Source organism: Paraburkholderia sp. J11-2 (assembly GCF_905220185.1).
Classification (GTDB): Bacteria; Pseudomonadota; Gammaproteobacteria; order Burkholderiales; family Burkholderiaceae; genus Paraburkholderia.
This window is the reverse complement of sequence record NZ_CAJMYY010000001.1, coordinates 361,305-377,691: the sequence shown is the minus strand read 5'-3', so window position 1 is coordinate 377,691 and position 16,387 is coordinate 361,305. Positions and strand designations below refer to the sequence as shown.

The following is a 16,387-nucleotide window of genomic DNA, read 5'->3' as shown; positions in this document are numbered from 1 at the left end:
TTTTCGACCGCACGCAACATACTCTATGCGAAAGAACCTGAAAAATATCGGCCTGATCGCCGCTGGCCTCGCGACCGGCGTATTTGCCACCCTGCAGATTTCCGCCGAGGCGCAGCAAACCCAGCAGACGGTCGTCGAACCGCTGCCGCTCGACCAGCTGCGGCTCTTCGCCGAAGTGTTCGGTCAAATCAAGCATGAGTACGTCACCCCGGTCGACGACAAGAAGCTTCTCACCGCCGCCATCAAGGGCATGGTGTCGAGCCTCGACCCGCACTCGTCGTATCTCGACAAGACCGACTATCAGGAGCTCCAGGAGCAGACCAAGGGTCGCTTCGCGGGCCTCGGCATCGAAATCTCGTCGGAAGACGGCCTGATCAAGGTCATCTCGCCGATCGAAGACACGCCCGCGTACCGCGCCGGCATTCGTCCGGGCGACCTCATCACGCGCATCAACGACAAGCCGGTGCGCGGCATGACGCTCGACCAGGCGGTCAAGCAGATGCGCGGCGACCCGGGCACCAAGGTCACGCTCACGATCTTCCGCAAGACCGACGACCGCACCTTCCCGCTCACCATCACGCGCGCCATCATCAAGGTGCAGAGCGTGAAGTCGAAGATCGTGGCGCCGGGCTACGCGTATATCCGCATCACGAGCTTCCAGGAGCGCACGGTCCCCGACCTCGCCCAGAAGCTGCAGGACATCGCGCGCCAGGAGCCTAACCTCAAGGGCATCATCCTCGACCTGCGCAACAACGGCGGCGGCCTGCTGCAAAGCGCCGTGGGCGTCGCGGGCGCGTTCCTGCCGCCGGATTCGGTCGTCGTTTCGACGAACGGCCAGATCCCCGACTCGAAGCAGGTCTACCGCGACACCTACGAGAACTACCGCCTGCCGTCGTTCGACGGCGACCCGCTCAAGGGCGAGGCGGCCGAGTTCAAGACGGTGCCGATGATCGTGCTGACCAACGCCTACTCGGCGTCGGCTTCCGAAATCGTGGCGGGCGCGCTGCAGGACTCCAAGCGTGCCCTCATCGTCGGCAAGACGACGTTCGGCAAGGGTTCGGTGCAGACCGTGCGCCCGATGACGGCCGACACGGCGCTGCGCCTGACCACGGCGTACTACTACACGCCGAGCGGCCGCTCGATCCAGAACAAGGGCATCCGTCCTGACATCGCGGTCGACCAGTACTCCGACGGCGATCCGGACGACGCACTCGTCACGCGCGAAGTGGACTACCAGAACCACCTCGCCAACACGCAGGACCCGGACGAGAAGAAGGAGCAGGAAGTGCGCGAGCAGGAGCGCATGGACATGCTGCGCCAGCTCGAAGAGCAGAACGACAAGAAGACGCCGGAGCAGCGCCAGAAGGATCGCGAGCGCAAGCCAGTCGAGTTCGGTTCCACCGACGACTTCATGCTGCAGCAGGCGCTGAACAAGCTCCAGGGCAAGCCTGTGGCCGAGTCGAAGTCGCCGATGGAGCGCCGCCTCGCGCAGCAGAAGCCGCCGACCTCGGCTTCCGCGCCGATCGCGGTGAAGCCGGGCGCCCTCATCATGGCGCCGGCTCCGGGCTCCGCTGCCGCGCCGGCCTCCGCTCCGGCGCCGGCCAAGTAACACGCCGTACCCGCCTCGCGACCCGCGCGTCTTGTGCGCCGGTCGCGAGGCCGCCCCTCCTCCAGCCGCTGGCGTCGTTACAATAACGGCACGGAATTTCCCCGGCGCGCGCTTCCCCATTCAGAGCCATTCGGGCTCTCGAGGTCCATCGCAGCGCCATCGAGCAAGCGCATCGCGATGAACGACGACCAACTCCTTCGCTACTCCCGCCATATCCTCGTCGACGAGATCGGCATCGAGGCGCAGCAGCGCTTTCTGAACGCACATGCCATCGTCGTGGGCGCGGGCGGCCTCGGCTCGCCGGCGGCCATGTATCTCGCGGCCTCGGGCGTCGGCACGCTCACGCTCGTCGACAACGACACGGTCGACCTCACCAACCTGCAGCGGCAGATCATGCACGAGACGGCGTCGGTGGGCCGCGCGAAGGTCGAGTCGGGCCGCGACGCCATCGCGCGCCTGAATCCCGAGGTGAAGGTGAACGCGCTGCAAACGCGCATCGACGACGCGTGGCTCGATGCACACGTGCCGGGCGCGACTGTCGTGCTCGACTGCACCGACAACTTCGCCACGCGCCATGCGATCAACCGCGCGTGTGTGAAGCACGGCGTGCCGCTCGTCTCGGGCGCGGCACTGCGTTTCGACGGACAGATCAGCACGTTCGACTTCCGCGACGAGGCCTCGCCGTGCTACGCCTGCGTGTTCCCCGAAGATCAACCCTTCGAGGAAGTGGCGTGCTCGACGATGGGTGTGTTCGCGCCCACCGTGGGCATCATCGGCGCGATGCAGGCGGCCGAGGCGCTGCGCGTGATTGGCGGCATCGGCGCGCCGCTCGTCGGGCGGCTCATGATGCTCGACTCGCTGCGCATGGAGTGGAACACGATGCGCGTGGCGCGCCAGCCCGATTGCCCGGTGTGCGGCGAGCGGCACCGGCACGCGTGATGCGCTCAAGAATCTGGACACAAAAAAGCCCCGGACCTGCCGGGGCTTTTTGCATTTGCGCGTGTGTGCGCATGGAGAGGTTCAGGCTTGCGCCACACGCTGCAGCGCCGCCTGCAACTCCTCGGGCTCGTAAGCGGCCAGCACTTCCGACACCGGCTTTTCCAGCGCCTTGAGCTGCGAGCGCAGGATCTCCTGCTTCACCACGAGCAACTGGCTCGGATGCATCGAAAACTCGGTGAGCCCCATGCCGAGCAGCAAGCGCGTAAACGCCGGGTCACCCGCCATTTCCCCGCACACCGAAACCGGCACCCCTGCGCGCTTCGCCTCGCGCAGCGTATGGGCGATCAGCTGCAGCACGGCCGGATGCAGCGGATCGTACAGCTCGGCCACCGCGTTGTCGGCCCGGTCAATGGCGAGCGCGTACTGGATCAGGTCGTTGGTGCCGATCGAGAGGAAGTCGAGACGGCGCAGGAACATCGGCAGCGCGAGCGCCGCCGCCGGGATCTCGATCATCGCGCCGATCTGGATGTTGGGGTCGTAGGCGAAACCGGCGTCGTCGAGCTGGCGCTTCGCCTCGCGGATCAGGTCGAGCGTCTGATCGATCTGCTGCGCGTGCGCGAGCATCGGAATCAGGATCTTGACCGAACCGAACGCCGAGGCGCGCAGGATCGCACGCAACTGCGTGAGGAACATCTGCGGCTCGGAAAGGCTCCAGCGAATCGCACGCAGGCCGAGCGCGGGGTTCGCCGCCGTCTCAAAGCCGTCGCTGCCGCTCATGGCGTCGAGCGGCTTGTCCGCACCCACGTCGATCGTACGGATCGTCACGGGCAGCCCGTTCATGAGCTCCACCGCGCGGCGGTAGGCCGCGAACTGCTCGTCCTCCTCCGGCAAGTGGTCCTTGTGATTCATGAACAGGAACTCGGTGCGAAAGAGACCCACGCCCGTCGCGCCGGAGTCGAGCGCGGCCTGCGCGTCGTCGGGCAGCTCGATGTTCGCGTAGAGCTGGATCTTCGCGCCGCACAGCGTTTGCGTGGGCGAGAACTTCAGGCGCTGGAGCTTGCGCCGCTCGAGCGCCATCTCACTTTGCCGGTAGGTGTACTCCTCCAGCACGATGGGTGCGGGATCGACGATCACGACGCCATGATCGCCATCGACGATGATGAGATCGTCCTGACGGATCAGCGCGCTCGCCTGCTGCATACCGACGGCCGCCGGAATGCCCAGACTGCGCGCGACAATGGCCGTATGCGAGGTGCGCCCGCCGAGATCGGTCACGAAGCCCTGGAAGGTTTGCCCCTTGAACTGCAGCATGTCGGCAGGCGCGATGTCGTGCGCGACGACGATCATCTCGTCGCAGCCGCCGTGCAGCGACGGGGGCATGGCGCCCGCGAGCGACTTCAGCACGCGCTCCACGACCTGTTCGATATCGGCCTTGCGCTCGCGCAGGTACTCGTCCTCCACGTCGTCGAAGTGGCGCGAGAGGCGTTCGAGCTGTTCGGTAAGCGCCCACTCCACATTGAAGCGGCGCGTGCGGATGAGGTCGATGGTCTCCTGCACGAGCATCACGTCGTTCAGGATCATGAGGTGCACGCCGATGAACGCGCCCATTTCGGAAGGGGCGTCGGCGGCGAGGTCGGCGCGCAGCGTGTCGAGCTCCAGCTCCACGGCCTGAAGCGCGGCGCGAAAGCGCACGATTTCGTCTTCGATCTGCGCGGGCTCGATGAGGTAGTGGTCGACGTCGAGCGCAGCCGGGGCGATCAGATACGCTCGCCCGATGGCAATACCGCGTGATACGGGAATTCCATGCAGCGTGAACGGCACGCGCACCTCCTCTGTTATTTGATGCTGCGGCAAACCGCTGCAATGCGCTCTCTCAGACCCCGGCGATGATTATAAATTCCGGCGCGGCCAAATGTGGCCATGCATACCTGTTCGCGCCTTACTGCGGCGTTGTGCTGCAGTGCCCGGCGCACCAATGAAAACGCCGCGGCAAACCGCGGCGTTTCAAGCAAGGCGCAACGACCGTGCGCGTCTTACTGACCTTCACCAAACTTGTCGGCGATCAGCTTGAGCAGCGCGCTCATGGCGTCGGCCTCGTCGGGGCCTTCGGTTTCGATCATCACCGTGCTGCCGATACCTGCCGCCAGCATCATGACCCCCATGATGCTCTTGGCGTTGATGCGGCGGCCGTTGCGGCTCATCCAGATTTCCGCCTGATAGTTGCCTGCGAGCTGCGTCAGCTTCGCCGACGCCCGCGCGTGCAGGCCGAGTTTATTCACGATGGTCGTTTCTTGTTGCAGCATAGGTCGATCCGGACGCAGTGTGTGGAAGTGTGACTGGGGTCTTTCGGTGTGCCTTGTTGTTGGCTTTTGGTGCCGCGACGCCGCTTCAGGCGGCGCCTGCCGGCCTCAATACGCCCGCCGCGACGCCGCCTGTACAAGCCGCGCCTAGCGTTGCCGCGGCCGGTTGGCTTGCGCCCTGGCCTGCGGCCTGATTGGGGGGCTGAGTTGCGGCGAGCTTGGTCGCGTCGGCAGCGCCTTCGGCGCAGGGCGCGGGCGGGCAGCCGCATTCGCTCGCCGCGGCCGCAACGGGCGGCATGGTCGGCCCGATCGTCTGGACGCCCTTGCTCGCGCCGGCGAGCGCCTTTTCGACGAGCGTGTCGAGCGGCGTCGCGCGGTAACACACGGCGCGCACCAGCATCGGCAGATTCACGCCGGCCAGCACGCGCACCTCGGGCACCGTGGCAAGACGCGCCGCGATGTTCGAAGGCGTAGCGCCGAACATGTCGGTCAACACGAGCGCGCCGTTATCCTCGCGCAAGCGCTCGATCTCCGAATTGGCTTTGGCGACCACTTCAGCCGGGTCGCTGTCGGGGAGCACGTCGAGCGCGCCGATACGCGCCGGACAACCGCCATAGATATGCGCGATGCACTCGCGTAGCGCGGTGGCGAGCGGTGCGTGCGCAATGATCAGAATCCCTGCCATGTCAGCTTGACTGCAAAAAACGGCTCAGTTGATGCCGGGACGTTTCGTCAATCGCGTCCTGCAGCGCCGAGCCTGCGGCCAGCCGTGGGCTCGCAGGGTCGGAACACGCGCCGCGCGGCAGCCAGATCGCTTTACGACGCAGGCTCGCCAGCCCGGAACGCGGGCTCGCGGCATTGTAGCAGGGTCATTTTCGCGCACGCGAGGCGGTTTTGCTCACAGCGGCGACAGGTGTCGCGCGCGATTCACAAACGCCAGGCAAGTACGCGACCTTTCGTGGTCCGAAACTGCCCGCCAGCCAAGGTCTTGATGGAGCGCCCGCCCTGCAAGACGCCCACAGCCGGCAGATGCCGCCATACATGCGGCTTTCAAGTGCGCATTCCAGGTGCGGCCTTCAAATGCGCCCCGGCCAACGTTTCGGGGCCAAACCCAGCTCAGGCCGCCGCACGCTCCAGCGCGTCGATGAACATGGCGGCCACGTCGAAGCCCGTCTGCTCCATGATTTCGCGGAAACACGTCGGGCTCGTGACGTTGACCTCGGTGAGCCAGTCGCCGATGGCATCGAGCCCCACGAGCAGCAGGCCGCGAGCCGCGAGCGTCGGGCCGAGCGCTTTCGCGATCTCCAGATCGCGCGCCGTGAGCGGCTGCGCGACGCCCAGTCCGCCCGCCGCCAGATTGCCGCGCACCTCATTGCCCTGAGGAATGCGCGCGAGCGAGTACGGCACCGGCTCGCCGCCGATCAGCAGAATGCGCTTGTCGCCGGCCTTGATCTCGGGGATAAACTTCTGCGCCATCACGCTGCGCGCGCCGTCATGGCTCAGCATCTCGATGATCGAGCCGAGGTTCATGCCGTCCGCCTTCACGCGGAACACGCCCATGCCGCCCATGCCGTCGAGCGGCTTCAAGATCACGTCCTGATGCTCTTCGTGGAACTTGCGCAGGCGCGCCGCGCTGCGCGTGACGAGCGTAGGCGCGACGAACTGCGGAAACTCGCCGATGGCGAGCTTTTCCGAGTGATCGCGAATCGACTGCGGCTTGTTGAAGATCTTCGCGCCCGCGCGCTCGGCGATCTCCAGCAGCCATGTGGACGTCACGTACTCCATGTCGAACGGCGGGTCCTTGCGCATGATCACGGCGTCGAAGCCCGTGAGCGCGCGCGCATCGGGCGAGTCCTTGAACCACGTTTCACGATGCAGGTCCGCCGTATCGCCGACGATCTCGAAGCGCCGCACATCGGCTTCGACCTGGCCGTTCACCCATGCGAGGTGCTGCGGCTCGCACGCGAAAAGCGTGTGGCCGCGCTTCGCGGCCTCGGCCATCATCGCGTAGGTCGAGTCCTTGTAGATCTTGAACCGTTCGAGCGGATCGGCGATGAAGAGAATGTCCATATCGTCCCTGCGTTGTCCCTGGTGTCATGACGGCAACGCCCGCACGGGGCGGGCGCTGCGTTGAATTGTCCGAATAATGACGGACGAGGTGTAGGTGCCGGTCAGACCTGGATCGCCTCGGGGTCGGTCTTCTCCAGCTCGACCGACGCCGCCAGCAAACCGAGCCGCGCCACCACGCCGTACATGTAGAAGCGGTTCGGCGGCGCCGCGCCCGCTTTCGCGCGCGTGTCGGGCAGCGCCGTGTGCTCGAAGCCGAGCGGCACGAAGTGCATGCCCGGCGCGTTCAGGTTCTGGTCGCGCTCGCGGCTGCCGTGCGCGCGGTAGAAGCCGCCCACCACGTAGCGGTCGATCATGTACACGACCGGCTCGGCCACTTCGTCGCCGATATGCTCGAACGTGTAGACGCCTTCCTGCACGATCACGTCGCGCACTTCGAGCCCGTCCTTCGTGGCCGACATCTTCGCACGTTCGCGCTTCGTGAGTGCGGCGACCTCCGAGGCGTCGTGCACCGTCATCACGCCGCGGCCGTCCGTGCCGGCGTCGGACTTGATGACGACATAGGGCTTTTCGGTGATGCCGTACTCGCGATACTTCTTCGCGATCTTCTTGAGCACGGCGTCGATGGCGGTGGCGAGCTGCTCCTCACCCGTGCGCGCCTCGAAGTCCACGCCTTCCACGTGCGCGAAGTACGGATTGATCATCCACGGGTCCACGCCCACCATCTTCGCGAACTTCTTCGCCACGTCGTCGTAGCACGAGAAGTGCGTGGACTTGCGGCGCACCGCCCAGCCCGCGTGCAGCGGCGGCAGCACGTACTGCTCGTGCAGGTTTTCGAGCACGGGCGGAATGCCGCCGGAAAGATCGTTATTCAGCAGGATCGAGCACGGATCGAAGTTCTTCAGACCGAGGCGCCGCTGCGAACGCTCGAGCGGTTCGAGCACGATCTTCTGGCCGTCCGCGAGCGAAATCGTCACCGGCCCGGCGATGGTGTCGTCGAGCGTGCCGAAGCGCACGTTCAGGCCCGCCTGGCGCATGATCGTGGCGAGGCGCGCGACATTCTCCAGATAGAACGCGTTGCGCGTGTGCATCTCCGGAATCACGAGCAGGTTCTTGGCGTCCGGGCAGATCTTTTCGATGGCGGCCATGGCCGCCTGCACGGCGAGCGGCAGCACTTCCTGCGGCAAGCAGTGGAAGGCGCCGGGAAACAGGTTGGTGTCGACGGGCGCGAGCTTGAAGCCGGCGTTGCGCAGGTCGACCGAAGCGTAGAACGGCGGCGTGTGCTCCTGCCATTCGAGGCGGAACCAGCGCTCGATGGCCGGCGTCGCGTCGAGGATGCGCTGCTCCAGCTCGAGGAGCGGGCCATTCAACGCCGTAACCAGATGCGGGACCATAAGGGGTGACTCGCAGACAAAATGCTTTGATTGTAGGGAAACCGGTCGGTTATCTGGGGACGATTGCGCCAGTTGCAAGACGGATTTGCCCTCATGAATTCCGTCATGAAATCCCTTCAGTGCAGGAGGGTCAATTGCCGGTTCCGCCCGTGCGGATATTCACGCCGGATATCCATTCTGGACCGCCCGCGCCGCCCGGCGCAATTGGGCACACGGATTGAAGGGGCACTATGCGAACGCGCGGGCGGGACGCTTATTCCCTTGCGCGTCGACCTGCGCGCGGGCCCACTCCGGCCCCAACACAGCCCCAAAAAGAAAAGGGCCCGCCGAAAAGGCGGGCCCAGGTCGCTGCTTGCTGCCCTGCTAGATCAAACCGTCGAGAACGGCGCGTTTATTCCACGCGCTCGCCATGCAGAACCACATCCAGACCTTCGCGCTCGTCTTCTTCCGAAACGCGCAGGCCCATGACCATGTCGATCACCTTCAGCAGGATGAAGCTCACCACGCCGCTGTAGATGAGGGTCGTGAGCACGCCCTTGATCTGCAGGACGATGCTGCCATCCGCGCCGCCGATGTCCTTCACCGCAAACACGCCGGTCAGAATCGCACCGATGATGCCGCCGATGCCGTGCACGCCGAATGCGTCGAGCGAATCGTCGTAGCCGAGCTTGCCCTTGAGCCACGTAGCCGACCAGAAGCAGACCACGCCCGCCACCACACCGATCACGATCGCGCCGAGCACACCGACGAAGCCCGATGCCGGCGTAACTGCCACGAGACCTGCCACTGCGCCCGAAGCGATGCCGAGCACCGAAGGCTTGCCCTTGGCGATCCACTCCGCAAACATCCAGCCGAGTGCTGCGCAGGCGGTAGCGATTTGCGTCGTGAGCATCGCGAAGCCGGCACGGCCGTCAGCCGCGACTGCCGAACCCGCGTTGAAGCCGAACCAGCCCACCCACAGCATGGCCGCACCCATCAGCGTGAGCGTGAGGTTGTGCGGAGCCATCACTTCGCGGCCGTAGCCAACCCGCTTGCCGAGCACGAGGCAGCACACCAGACCCGCGATACCGGCGTTGATGTGCACGACCGTGCCGCCTGCGAAGTCGAGGATGCCGGCGCTGGCGAGCCAGCCGGTCGGTTCCCAGACCATGTGCGCGATCGGCGAGTAGACGATGATCGACCACAGCGACATGAACACGAGCATCGCCGAGAACTTCATGCGATCGGCAAACGCACCGGTGATCAGCGCCGGCGTGATGATCGCGAACGTCATCTGATAGACGAAGTACACGGTCTCGGGGATGGTCGGCGCGAGGTGGCTCACGGTGAGCGTCGTCGCCTTGTCGCCCTTGATGTAGTTCATACCCTCAAGGAAGATGCGCGAGAAGCCGCCGATGAACGAGCCGCCCGGCGTGAACGCGATGGAGTAGCCCACCACCGTCCAGATCACCGTGACCACGCAGGTGATCGCGAAGCTTTGCATGAGCGTGGCGAGCACGTTCTTCTTGCGGACCATGCCGCCGTAGAACAGCGCGAGGCCCGGGATCGTCATGAACAGCACGAGCGCGGTGGAAGTCAGCATCCAGGCGGTGTCGCCCGAATTGATCTTCGACGAATCGACCGAGAACGGCGCGGTCGGTGCGGCGGGCGCGGCGGCTGCGGCTGCAGCCGATGCGTCTGCCGGGGCGCTGGCGGCGGCTGCCGGTGCCGAAGCGGCGTCGGCGGCAGGCGCCGAAGCCGGTGCGGCGGCCGTTGCGTCGGGCGCCGAAGCGGCGGCCGCCGGTGCGGAAGCCGCGGCGGGCGCGGATGCGTCGTCCGCAAGCGCGGCGCCGACGCCGCCGGCCAGCAGCGAGCCAGCCATCATCAGGGACATCAAAAGTTTGCGCATCTCGGTTTCCTCTTTCCTCTTGTCTCGGTCTCTTTAGGCCTTACTGCGGGCTTTACAGTGCGTCGGCGCCGGTCTCGCCGGTGCGGATGCGGATCACTTGTTCGATCGGCGTGACGAAAATCTTGCCGTCGCCGATCTTGCCCGTGCGGGCCGCGCGTTCGACCGCCTCGATGGCCTGCTCGACGATGTCGTCGGCCACGGCGGCTTCAATCTTCACCTTCGGCAGAAAGTCCACGACATACTCCGCACCGCGGTACAGCTCGGTGTGCCCCTTCTGGCGACCGAAGCCTTTCACCTCCGTCACCGTGATCCCCGACACGCCGATTGCCGAGAGGGCTTCGCGCGCCTCATCGAGCTTGAAGGGCTTGATGATTGCTGTAATCAGTTTCATGTAGTCCTCGCTGTGGTTTGCTTCATACCTTTGTTTGCTTCTGCAACGGGCGCCTTGCGAGCGGCGCATGATGCGTAACCGCCCCGCTGGCGCACCGTGAGCCAACCGTCGTTCGGTGCGCGGGGCAGTAGTAGCAACACCCGTGCCAATATGCTGCACCCGGTCTGCAACGCCGATCTGATGGACTTCGATGCAAGCGCGCCCAAAGCCGTGGACAATGCCGGTCCGCGCCTTGAGGGGCGCGGCGCGCAAGGCCCTGGCCGAACGGCCAGCGTGAGGCGCGCGCGGTGGCGTGGCGGGGGGAACGTTGCTACAGTGTTCTCAGGCATCGCTGCCGCGCTGGGAGCCGCATAGCGGCTGGAATTGGCCCGCTGCGCCGCCGCGCGAAGCACACTGGCCTACGGTGCGCACCAGTTGCGCGCACACGTGGCCGTGGCCCTGCGAGTTCGCACCAAGATCGATCACGGTTCGTCGCGGGGCACAGGCGAAACAAAACTTGCACATTTTTTGTGCAGCGAAGGGGAATCGAATGAAGCAACCAAACGACGTATTCAATGATCTGCAGTCCCGCGTGAGCGATCTGCTGAAGAACTCGCCGGCGCGCGATGTCGAGCGCAATGTGCGCGCAATGTTGTCGCAAGGCTTTTCGAAGCTGGACCTCGTCACGCGCGAGGAATTCGACGCGCAAACGCAGGTGCTCGTGCGCACGCGCCAACGCCTCGAAGAACTCGAGCGCCGCGTGGCCGAACTCGAACAAAAGCTGCCGGTGACTAGCCAGTCCTCCTGATCATTTCGTTGCGCATTCCTGTGCGCAATTGAGTGCAGCACCCTTGCCGCACCGCCGCAAGCGATTCGTACGTGAAACGCAATGGAACCGTAAAGGGGCATACGCCTCACCAGCCTGGCGCATGCATGGCGCGCGAAGTTTGTCAGTACAACGCGCGCGCCACGCCAGCATGCGAGCCTTCCGGAGAATCCCATGTCGCTTGCCGTGGTGCGCAGCCGCGCGCCGGCTGCTGGCCGCGCGCCCGAAGTCACCGTAGAAGTCCATCTCGCCAACGGGCTGCCGTCGTTTTCCATCGTTGGGCTGCCCGATCTCGAAGTGCGCGAAAGCCGCGAGCGCGTGCGCGCCGCGCTCTCGAACTGCGGCTTCGATTTCCCGGTGAGGCGAATTACCGTCAACCTCGCGCCGGCTGATTTGCCCAAGGAATCAGGCCGCTTCGATTTGCCAATCGCGCTCGGCATTCTCGCGGCAAGCGGGCAGCTTCCGGCTGCGGCGCTCGCGCACCGCGAGTTCGCGGGCGAGCTTTCGCTCACGGGCGCCGTGCGGCCGATGCGCGGTGCGTTCGCCATGGCATGCGGCACCGCCCGCGCACACAGGGAGCGCGCAGCGCGTGTGGACGACGCGGCATCGCCCGGCCAGGGCGAGATCCTTCGCATTCCTGATACTGAGACCGACGAAGCAACGCTCGCTCTCGCGCCTACGCCGCGCGAGCGCTCAGGCGTGCCCGAGCTTTATCTGCCTGCACAAAACGCCGTCGAAGCGGCGCTCGTGCCGGGGGTCGCGGTGTACGGCGCGGCCGACCTGCGCTCGCTCTGCGCGCACCTTGCAGGCGCCGACCCCGAAGCGCGCCTCGCCCCCGTGCGTGCGAGCGCCCTCGACGCCGCCCCCGGCGCCACGCCCCTCGATATGGCCGACGTGGTGGGCCAGCGCGGCGCGCGCCGGGCGCTCGAAGTCGCCGCGGCCGGCGGACATCATCTGTTGATGGTCGGGCCGCCCGGCGCTGGCAAGTCGATGCTCGCCGCGCGCCTGCCCGGACTCCTGCCCCTCATGACCGAAGACGAAGCGCTAGCTTCCGCCGCCCTGCTCTCGGCCAGCGCGATCGGCTTCACACCGCAGCAGTGGCGGCAGCGGCCGTTTCGCGCGCCGCACCACTCGTCGAGCGCGGCCGCGCTGATCGGCGGGCGCAATCCGCCGCAACCGGGCGAGATCACGCTCGCACATTTAGGTGTCCTGTTCCTCGATGAGTTGCCCGAATTCGACCGCCACGTGCTCGAAACGCTGCGCGAGCCGCTCGAAGTGGGGTCGATCACCATTTCGCGCGCCGCGTGGCAAACCGACTTTCCCGCTGCGTGTCAGCTCGTTGCCGCGATGAACCCCTGTCCGTGCGGCTGGCGCGGCGACCCCGCAGGGCGCTGCCGCTGCACGCCCGAAAGCGCCGCGCGCTATTTGCGCAAGCTCTCGGGACCGCTGCTGGACCGCATCGACATCCAGATCGAGATTCCCGCGCTGCCGCCCGCCGAACTGGCCGCTCGCGCCAGCACGCGTGCCGAACCGAGCGCCGCGATCGCCGCTCGCGTGCAGGCGGCGCGCGAGCGGCAGTTGGCGCGTCAGGGCAAAACCAATCGCGAATTGACCGGCCGCGAGACCGACGCGGTCTGCCAGCCGGACGCTGCAGGTGAAACGCTGCTGCGCGAAGCGGGCGAGCGCTTCGGCTGGTCGGCACGCGCGCACTATCGGGTGCTCAAGGTCGCGCGCACGATTGCGGACCTCGCCGGCGCGTCCATGCCCGAGGCCGCGCATGTGGCAGAGGCCGTGCAATACCGGCGGGTGTTTGCGGAACGTTAGCGAGGCACAGTCAATTTCGGTGGCGTAAGCCGCTGAGCTTGTGCCGCCCGGGAATGTGAATAGCACCAATAAATCGAAGTCAAGACTTGACTTATGCACACTTCGTCGTGTTTGCCCCGGATTTGTTCATGGTTCGCATTACGCGCCGGCTGGTTTGATAACTCCTTGATTCTTCTGATTTTCTGGATTTACAGAAAAGCGGCCAAAACTAACAGAAAGCCCACAGGACGGCCCTTTCCGGCCAACGCGGCGTTGTTTTCCACAAAGTTACCCACAGCTCCTGTGGGTAACCGGTAAACCCTCAATCAAATCCGATAATTAGCGTGTTTACCTGCTGCGCAACATTCACTTCGACCGCCAAACGCCCACCGCAGCGAGACCCAAACATCGCTTCACAAGCTGTGCTGCGGAGTCCCGAATCTCAGTACAGCTTGAAAGATCCGAAGAATTGGTCGACCTGCTCGACCGGCGGCTCGGTGCGACCGACAATCGCCACCTGATAGGCCCGTGCGCCCTTCGCGACGAGCCGCGCGTGGATCGTGCGCGACTCGCCGTTGGCGCCCGCCTTGCCGGCCATGTGCATTTCCACGCCTTCGATCGAGCCGCCCGTTGCAAGCGGCACCGCCACTGCGCGCGCGTCGGGCGGCGCGCCCACGTTGCGCGCGAGGCCTGCGCGCAGGAAGTCGAGCGCCTTTTGCTGCGTCGCGGGCTGCGCGTCGGGCAGATCGAGCGTGCCGATGACGAACACGTCGCCGGCGACTTCGGCCGTCTGAACGCGCATGCGCATCGGCGTGCCATTCACGTCGATGCGGCGCTCGTCCTTGTCCGGCTTGGCCGGCAGGTCGATCGAGTAGCCGCTCGCGTCGTTCGAAATCGTGCGCCAGTCGTAGGTGGGCGAGCACGCAGCCAGCGCGAACGCCGTGGCAAGCAGGCCCAGCACCGCCACGCGGGCAGCGACGATAGCGCGCAGCGACGGGTTCAACGGGAGGCGGGCACGGCGAAGGATATCCAGGACCATGGGGCGCGGTTTGTCACGGGAGTGAAAGGTGCGCGACATTATCCGCCGGCGCATACCCGGATGTTGTCGCGTAACCGCTATGCCGGGAAATTCGGCGCTACAATGTTTTGGCTTAACACCCGCGTCTTTCGGCGCACGAGGCAAGGCTCATGACCGCTGCATCCCCGAATTCTTCGAAATCGCGCTCCGGCGTGCTCATGCGCGTTGGCGCGGCGGTGGTCGTCGTCGCGATCGCCATCGCCGGCTACTTCGCGTTCTTCGGCAGCCAGCAGCGCGTGCCCGACGCCACCTTCACGCTTCTGTCGGGCCAGAAGGTCTCCACGAACGACCTCAAGGGCAAGGTCTATCTCGTCAACTTCTGGGCGACGAGCTGCACCACCTGCATGGCGGAAATGCCGAAGATGGTCCAGACCTATAACCGCTTCAAGGGCGAAGGGCTCGAGTTCGTGGCGGTCGCAATGAACTACGACGCGCCGATGTACGTGGCCAACTACGCGCAAACGCGTCAGCTGCCGTTCAAGGTGGCAATGGACGACGGCTCGGCCGCGAAGCAGTTCGGCAACGTCCAGCTCACGCCCACCACTTTCGTGATCGGCCGCGACGGCAAGATTCTCAAGCGCTACGTGGGCGAACCGCAGTTCGCGGAGCTCGACCAGCTGCTTCAGAAGGCGCTGGCGACCTGAAGGGCGGCCAGGCCGGTAGGCCAATAACCAAAAAAAAGCAGCGGAAGCCCCGCTGCTTTTTTTTACGCCTGCACGCTGCACAACGTGTCGCGAACCGGAGCTAACCCTCGCCGCGCGCCACCAGCCCATAGCGGCGAATCTTCTCGTACAGCGTGGCCTTCGCCATCTGCAGCCGCTCGGCGGCCTGGGCGACCGCCCCGTTGCTCTGCGCAAGCGCGTCGGCGATCAGCGCACGTTCGTACTGCTCCACGCGTTCCTTGAGCGGCAGCGCGTCGTCGTCGCCGGCCACCGCGCCTGCCGAAAGATCGTCGGGAATCCCGAGCACCCGCCGGTCCGCTGCGTTGCGCAGTTCGCGCACGTTGCCGGGCCAGTCGCGCTGTGCAAGGCGCATGCGGTCGCGCTCGGTGAGGAGCGGCGCGCTGCGCTGATAGCGCACCGCCGCGTCGAGCAGAAAATGTTCGAACAACGGCACGATGTCTTCGCGGCGTTCGGCGAGCGGCGGCAGCGCGATCGTCACAACGTTGAGCCGGTACAGCAAGTCGCGCCGGAAGGTGCCCGCCGCGACGTGCTCGCTCATGTCGCCCTTGGCCGCCGCGACCACGCGCAAGTCGGCGCGCACCGGCTGGTTCGAGCCGAGGCGCTCGAGCACGCCATCCTGCAGCACGCGCAGCAGCTTCACCTGCAGCGAAAGCGGCATGCTCTCGATCTCGTCGAGAAAGAGCGTCCCGCCGCTCGCGTGCTCGAGCTTGCCGATCCGGCGCTTGGCCGCCCCGGTGAATGCGCCCGCCTCGTATCCGAACATCTCCGACTCGAACATCGGCTCGGGCAACGCGCCGCAGTTCACGGCAACGAACGGTTTGTCATGCCGCGGCGAAAGCTCGTGAAGGCTGCGCGCGATCAGCTCCTTGCCCGCGCCGGTGTCGCCGTTGATGAGCACCGAGGCGTCCGTGGGCGCGACGTTCGCAATGAGCTTGCGCACCTGTTCGATAGCCGGACTCTTGCCGATGATGCGCGGCGCGAGCGCGTTCTGCCCCGCCAGCTCGCGGCGCAGCGCGAGGTTTTCGAGCACGAGCAGGCGCCGCTCCAGCGCGCGCCGCACCGTTTCGATCAGGCGCTCGGAGGCGAACGGCTTCTCGATGAAGTCGTATGCGCCGTCGCGCATGGCCTGCACGGCCATCGAGATATCGCCATGGCCCGTCACGAGGATGATGGGCACTTCGGGCGCACGCTCATGGCATTGCGCGAGCAGATCGAGCCCGCTCATGCCCGGCAGGCGGATATCGCTTACCACGACGCCCGCGAACTCGGCGTCGATCAGCGGCAGCGCGCCCTCCGCGTTGGCGAAACCGGCGGCGTCGAAGCCCGCGAGCTGCAGGCTCTGCACGCCCGCGCGGCGCACGAGTTCGTCATCCTCAACGTAGAGCACCCGGCCGGGCGTCGTGTTCACCATGTTCGTTCGTCATCCTGAT

15 protein-coding genes are annotated in these 16,387 nt (G+C 65.9%); 5 read left to right on the top strand and 10 right to left on the bottom strand.

Features of this window, described 5'->3' with window-relative positions:
- Window positions 1-25 precede the first annotated feature (25 nt).
- Window positions 26-1,609 (top strand): S41 family peptidase, encoded by a 1,584-nt coding sequence (locus tag U5A57_RS01715; RefSeq protein WP_321907598.1) that lies wholly within the window; start codon window positions 26-28, stop codon window positions 1,607-1,609.
- 177 nt (window positions 1,610-1,786) lie between these two features.
- Entirely contained in the window at window positions 1,787-2,548 is a 762-nt protein-coding gene (locus U5A57_RS01710; RefSeq protein ID WP_321907596.1) for a molybdopterin-synthase adenylyltransferase MoeB, read from the top strand.
- Window positions 2,549-2,629: 81 nt separating this feature from the next.
- On the opposite strand, the gene ptsP is transcribed toward U5A57_RS01710, so the two are convergent.
- The 8 genes from ptsP to U5A57_RS01670 all read right to left on the bottom strand — a co-directional run bounded on the left by ptsP (window position 2,630) and on the right by U5A57_RS01670 (window position 11,053).
- On the bottom strand, window positions 2,630-4,369 hold the full coding sequence (gene ptsP, locus U5A57_RS01705; protein ID WP_321907594.1) for a phosphoenolpyruvate--protein phosphotransferase: 1,740 nt from the start codon (window positions 4,367-4,369) through the stop codon (window positions 2,630-2,632).
- 212 nt (window positions 4,370-4,581) lie between these two features.
- Window positions 4,582-4,851, bottom strand: coding sequence for an HPr family phosphocarrier protein (locus U5A57_RS01700; protein WP_028201809.1), 270 nt, complete (start codon window positions 4,849-4,851; stop codon window positions 4,582-4,584).
- An 85-nt stretch (window positions 4,852-4,936) separates the two neighbouring features.
- Window positions 4,937-5,533: a PTS sugar transporter subunit IIA gene (locus U5A57_RS01695; protein WP_321907591.1), complete on the bottom strand. Its 597-nt coding sequence runs from the start codon at window positions 5,531-5,533 to the stop codon at window positions 4,937-4,939.
- Between the two features lie 431 nt (window positions 5,534-5,964).
- A complete protein-coding gene (gshB, locus tag U5A57_RS01690; RefSeq protein WP_321907589.1) occupies window positions 5,965-6,918 on the bottom strand; it encodes a glutathione synthase in 954 nt (317 codons plus the stop codon).
- Between the two features lie 101 nt (window positions 6,919-7,019).
- Window positions 7,020-8,309, bottom strand: coding sequence for a glutamate--cysteine ligase (gene gshA / locus U5A57_RS01685; RefSeq protein WP_321907588.1), 1,290 nt, complete (start codon window positions 8,307-8,309; stop codon window positions 7,020-7,022).
- Between the two features lie 391 nt (window positions 8,310-8,700).
- Window positions 8,701-10,197 (bottom strand): ammonium transporter, encoded by a 1,497-nt coding sequence (locus U5A57_RS01680; RefSeq protein WP_321907586.1) that lies wholly within the window; start codon window positions 10,195-10,197, stop codon window positions 8,701-8,703.
- Window positions 10,198-10,249: 52 nt separating this feature from the next.
- On the bottom strand, window positions 10,250-10,588 hold the full coding sequence (locus tag U5A57_RS01675; RefSeq protein ID WP_028201804.1) for a P-II family nitrogen regulator: 339 nt from the start codon (window positions 10,586-10,588) through the stop codon (window positions 10,250-10,252).
- Window positions 10,589-10,909: 321 nt separating this feature from the next.
- A complete protein-coding gene (locus U5A57_RS01670; protein ID WP_321907584.1) occupies window positions 10,910-11,053 on the bottom strand; it encodes a hypothetical protein in 144 nt (47 codons plus the stop codon).
- Between the two features lie 64 nt (window positions 11,054-11,117).
- On the opposite strand from U5A57_RS01670, the gene U5A57_RS01665 reads away from it, so the two are divergent.
- Window positions 11,118-11,375, top strand: coding sequence for an accessory factor UbiK family protein (locus tag U5A57_RS01665; protein WP_028201802.1), 258 nt, complete (start codon window positions 11,118-11,120; stop codon window positions 11,373-11,375).
- Window positions 11,376-11,567: 192 nt separating this feature from the next.
- Window positions 11,568-13,217, top strand: a complete 1,650-nt coding sequence (locus U5A57_RS01660; protein WP_321907581.1) for a YifB family Mg chelatase-like AAA ATPase — start codon at window positions 11,568-11,570, stop codon at window positions 13,215-13,217.
- 421 nt (window positions 13,218-13,638) lie between these two features.
- On the opposite strand, the gene U5A57_RS01655 is transcribed toward U5A57_RS01660, so the two are convergent.
- Window positions 13,639-14,235 carry a hypothetical protein gene (locus U5A57_RS01655; protein WP_321907579.1) on the bottom strand — a complete coding sequence of 199 codons (597 nt, stop codon included), beginning with the start codon at window positions 14,233-14,235 and terminating at the stop codon, window positions 13,639-13,641.
- A 197-nt stretch (window positions 14,236-14,432) separates the two neighbouring features.
- On the opposite strand from U5A57_RS01655, the gene U5A57_RS01650 reads away from it, so the two are divergent.
- Window positions 14,433-14,918 carry a TlpA family protein disulfide reductase gene (locus U5A57_RS01650; protein ID WP_415765071.1) on the top strand — a complete coding sequence of 162 codons (486 nt, stop codon included), beginning with the start codon at window positions 14,433-14,435 and terminating at the stop codon, window positions 14,916-14,918.
- Window positions 14,919-15,018: 100 nt separating this feature from the next.
- Here the strand turns inward: U5A57_RS01650 and U5A57_RS01645 are convergent, their stop codons facing one another.
- A complete protein-coding gene (locus U5A57_RS01645; protein ID WP_321907575.1) occupies window positions 15,019-16,368 on the bottom strand; it encodes a sigma-54 dependent transcriptional regulator in 1,350 nt (449 codons plus the stop codon).
- Window positions 16,369-16,387: the final 19 nt, after the last annotated feature.

What these genes read in the sequence shown, in the direction of transcription:
- U5A57_RS01715 (WP_321907598.1), top strand. Translation starts at nt 26, where the DNA reads ATGCGAAAGAACCTGAAAAATATCGGCCTGATCGCCGCTGGCCTCGCG.
- U5A57_RS01710 (WP_321907596.1), top strand. Translation starts at nt 1,787, where the DNA reads ATGAACGACGACCAACTCCTTCGCTACTCCCGCCATATCCTCGTCGAC.
- U5A57_RS01700 (WP_028201809.1), bottom strand. Translation starts at nt 4,851, where the DNA reads ATGCTGCAACAAGAAACGACCATCGTGAATAAACTCGGCCTGCACGCG.
- U5A57_RS01695 (WP_321907591.1), bottom strand. Translation starts at nt 5,533, where the DNA reads ATGGCAGGGATTCTGATCATTGCGCACGCACCGCTCGCCACCGCGCTA.
- gshB (WP_321907589.1), bottom strand. Translation starts at nt 6,918, where the DNA reads ATGGACATTCTCTTCATCGCCGATCCGCTCGAACGGTTCAAGATCTAC.
- gshA (WP_321907588.1), bottom strand. Translation starts at nt 8,309, where the DNA reads ATGGTCCCGCATCTGGTTACGGCGTTGAATGGCCCGCTCCTCGAGCTG.
- U5A57_RS01680 (WP_321907586.1), bottom strand. Translation starts at nt 10,197, where the DNA reads ATGCGCAAACTTTTGATGTCCCTGATGATGGCTGGCTCGCTGCTGGCC.
- U5A57_RS01675 (WP_028201804.1), bottom strand. Translation starts at nt 10,588, where the DNA reads ATGAAACTGATTACAGCAATCATCAAGCCCTTCAAGCTCGATGAGGCG.
- U5A57_RS01665 (WP_028201802.1), top strand. Translation starts at nt 11,118, where the DNA reads ATGAAGCAACCAAACGACGTATTCAATGATCTGCAGTCCCGCGTGAGC.
- U5A57_RS01660 (WP_321907581.1), top strand. Translation starts at nt 11,568, where the DNA reads ATGTCGCTTGCCGTGGTGCGCAGCCGCGCGCCGGCTGCTGGCCGCGCG.
- U5A57_RS01655 (WP_321907579.1), bottom strand. Translation starts at nt 14,235, where the DNA reads ATGGTCCTGGATATCCTTCGCCGTGCCCGCCTCCCGTTGAACCCGTCG.
- U5A57_RS01650 (WP_415765071.1), top strand. Translation starts at nt 14,433, where the DNA reads ATGCGCGTTGGCGCGGCGGTGGTCGTCGTCGCGATCGCCATCGCCGGC.
- U5A57_RS01645 (WP_321907575.1), bottom strand. Translation starts at nt 16,368, where the DNA reads ATGGTGAACACGACGCCCGGCCGGGTGCTCTACGTTGAGGATGACGAA.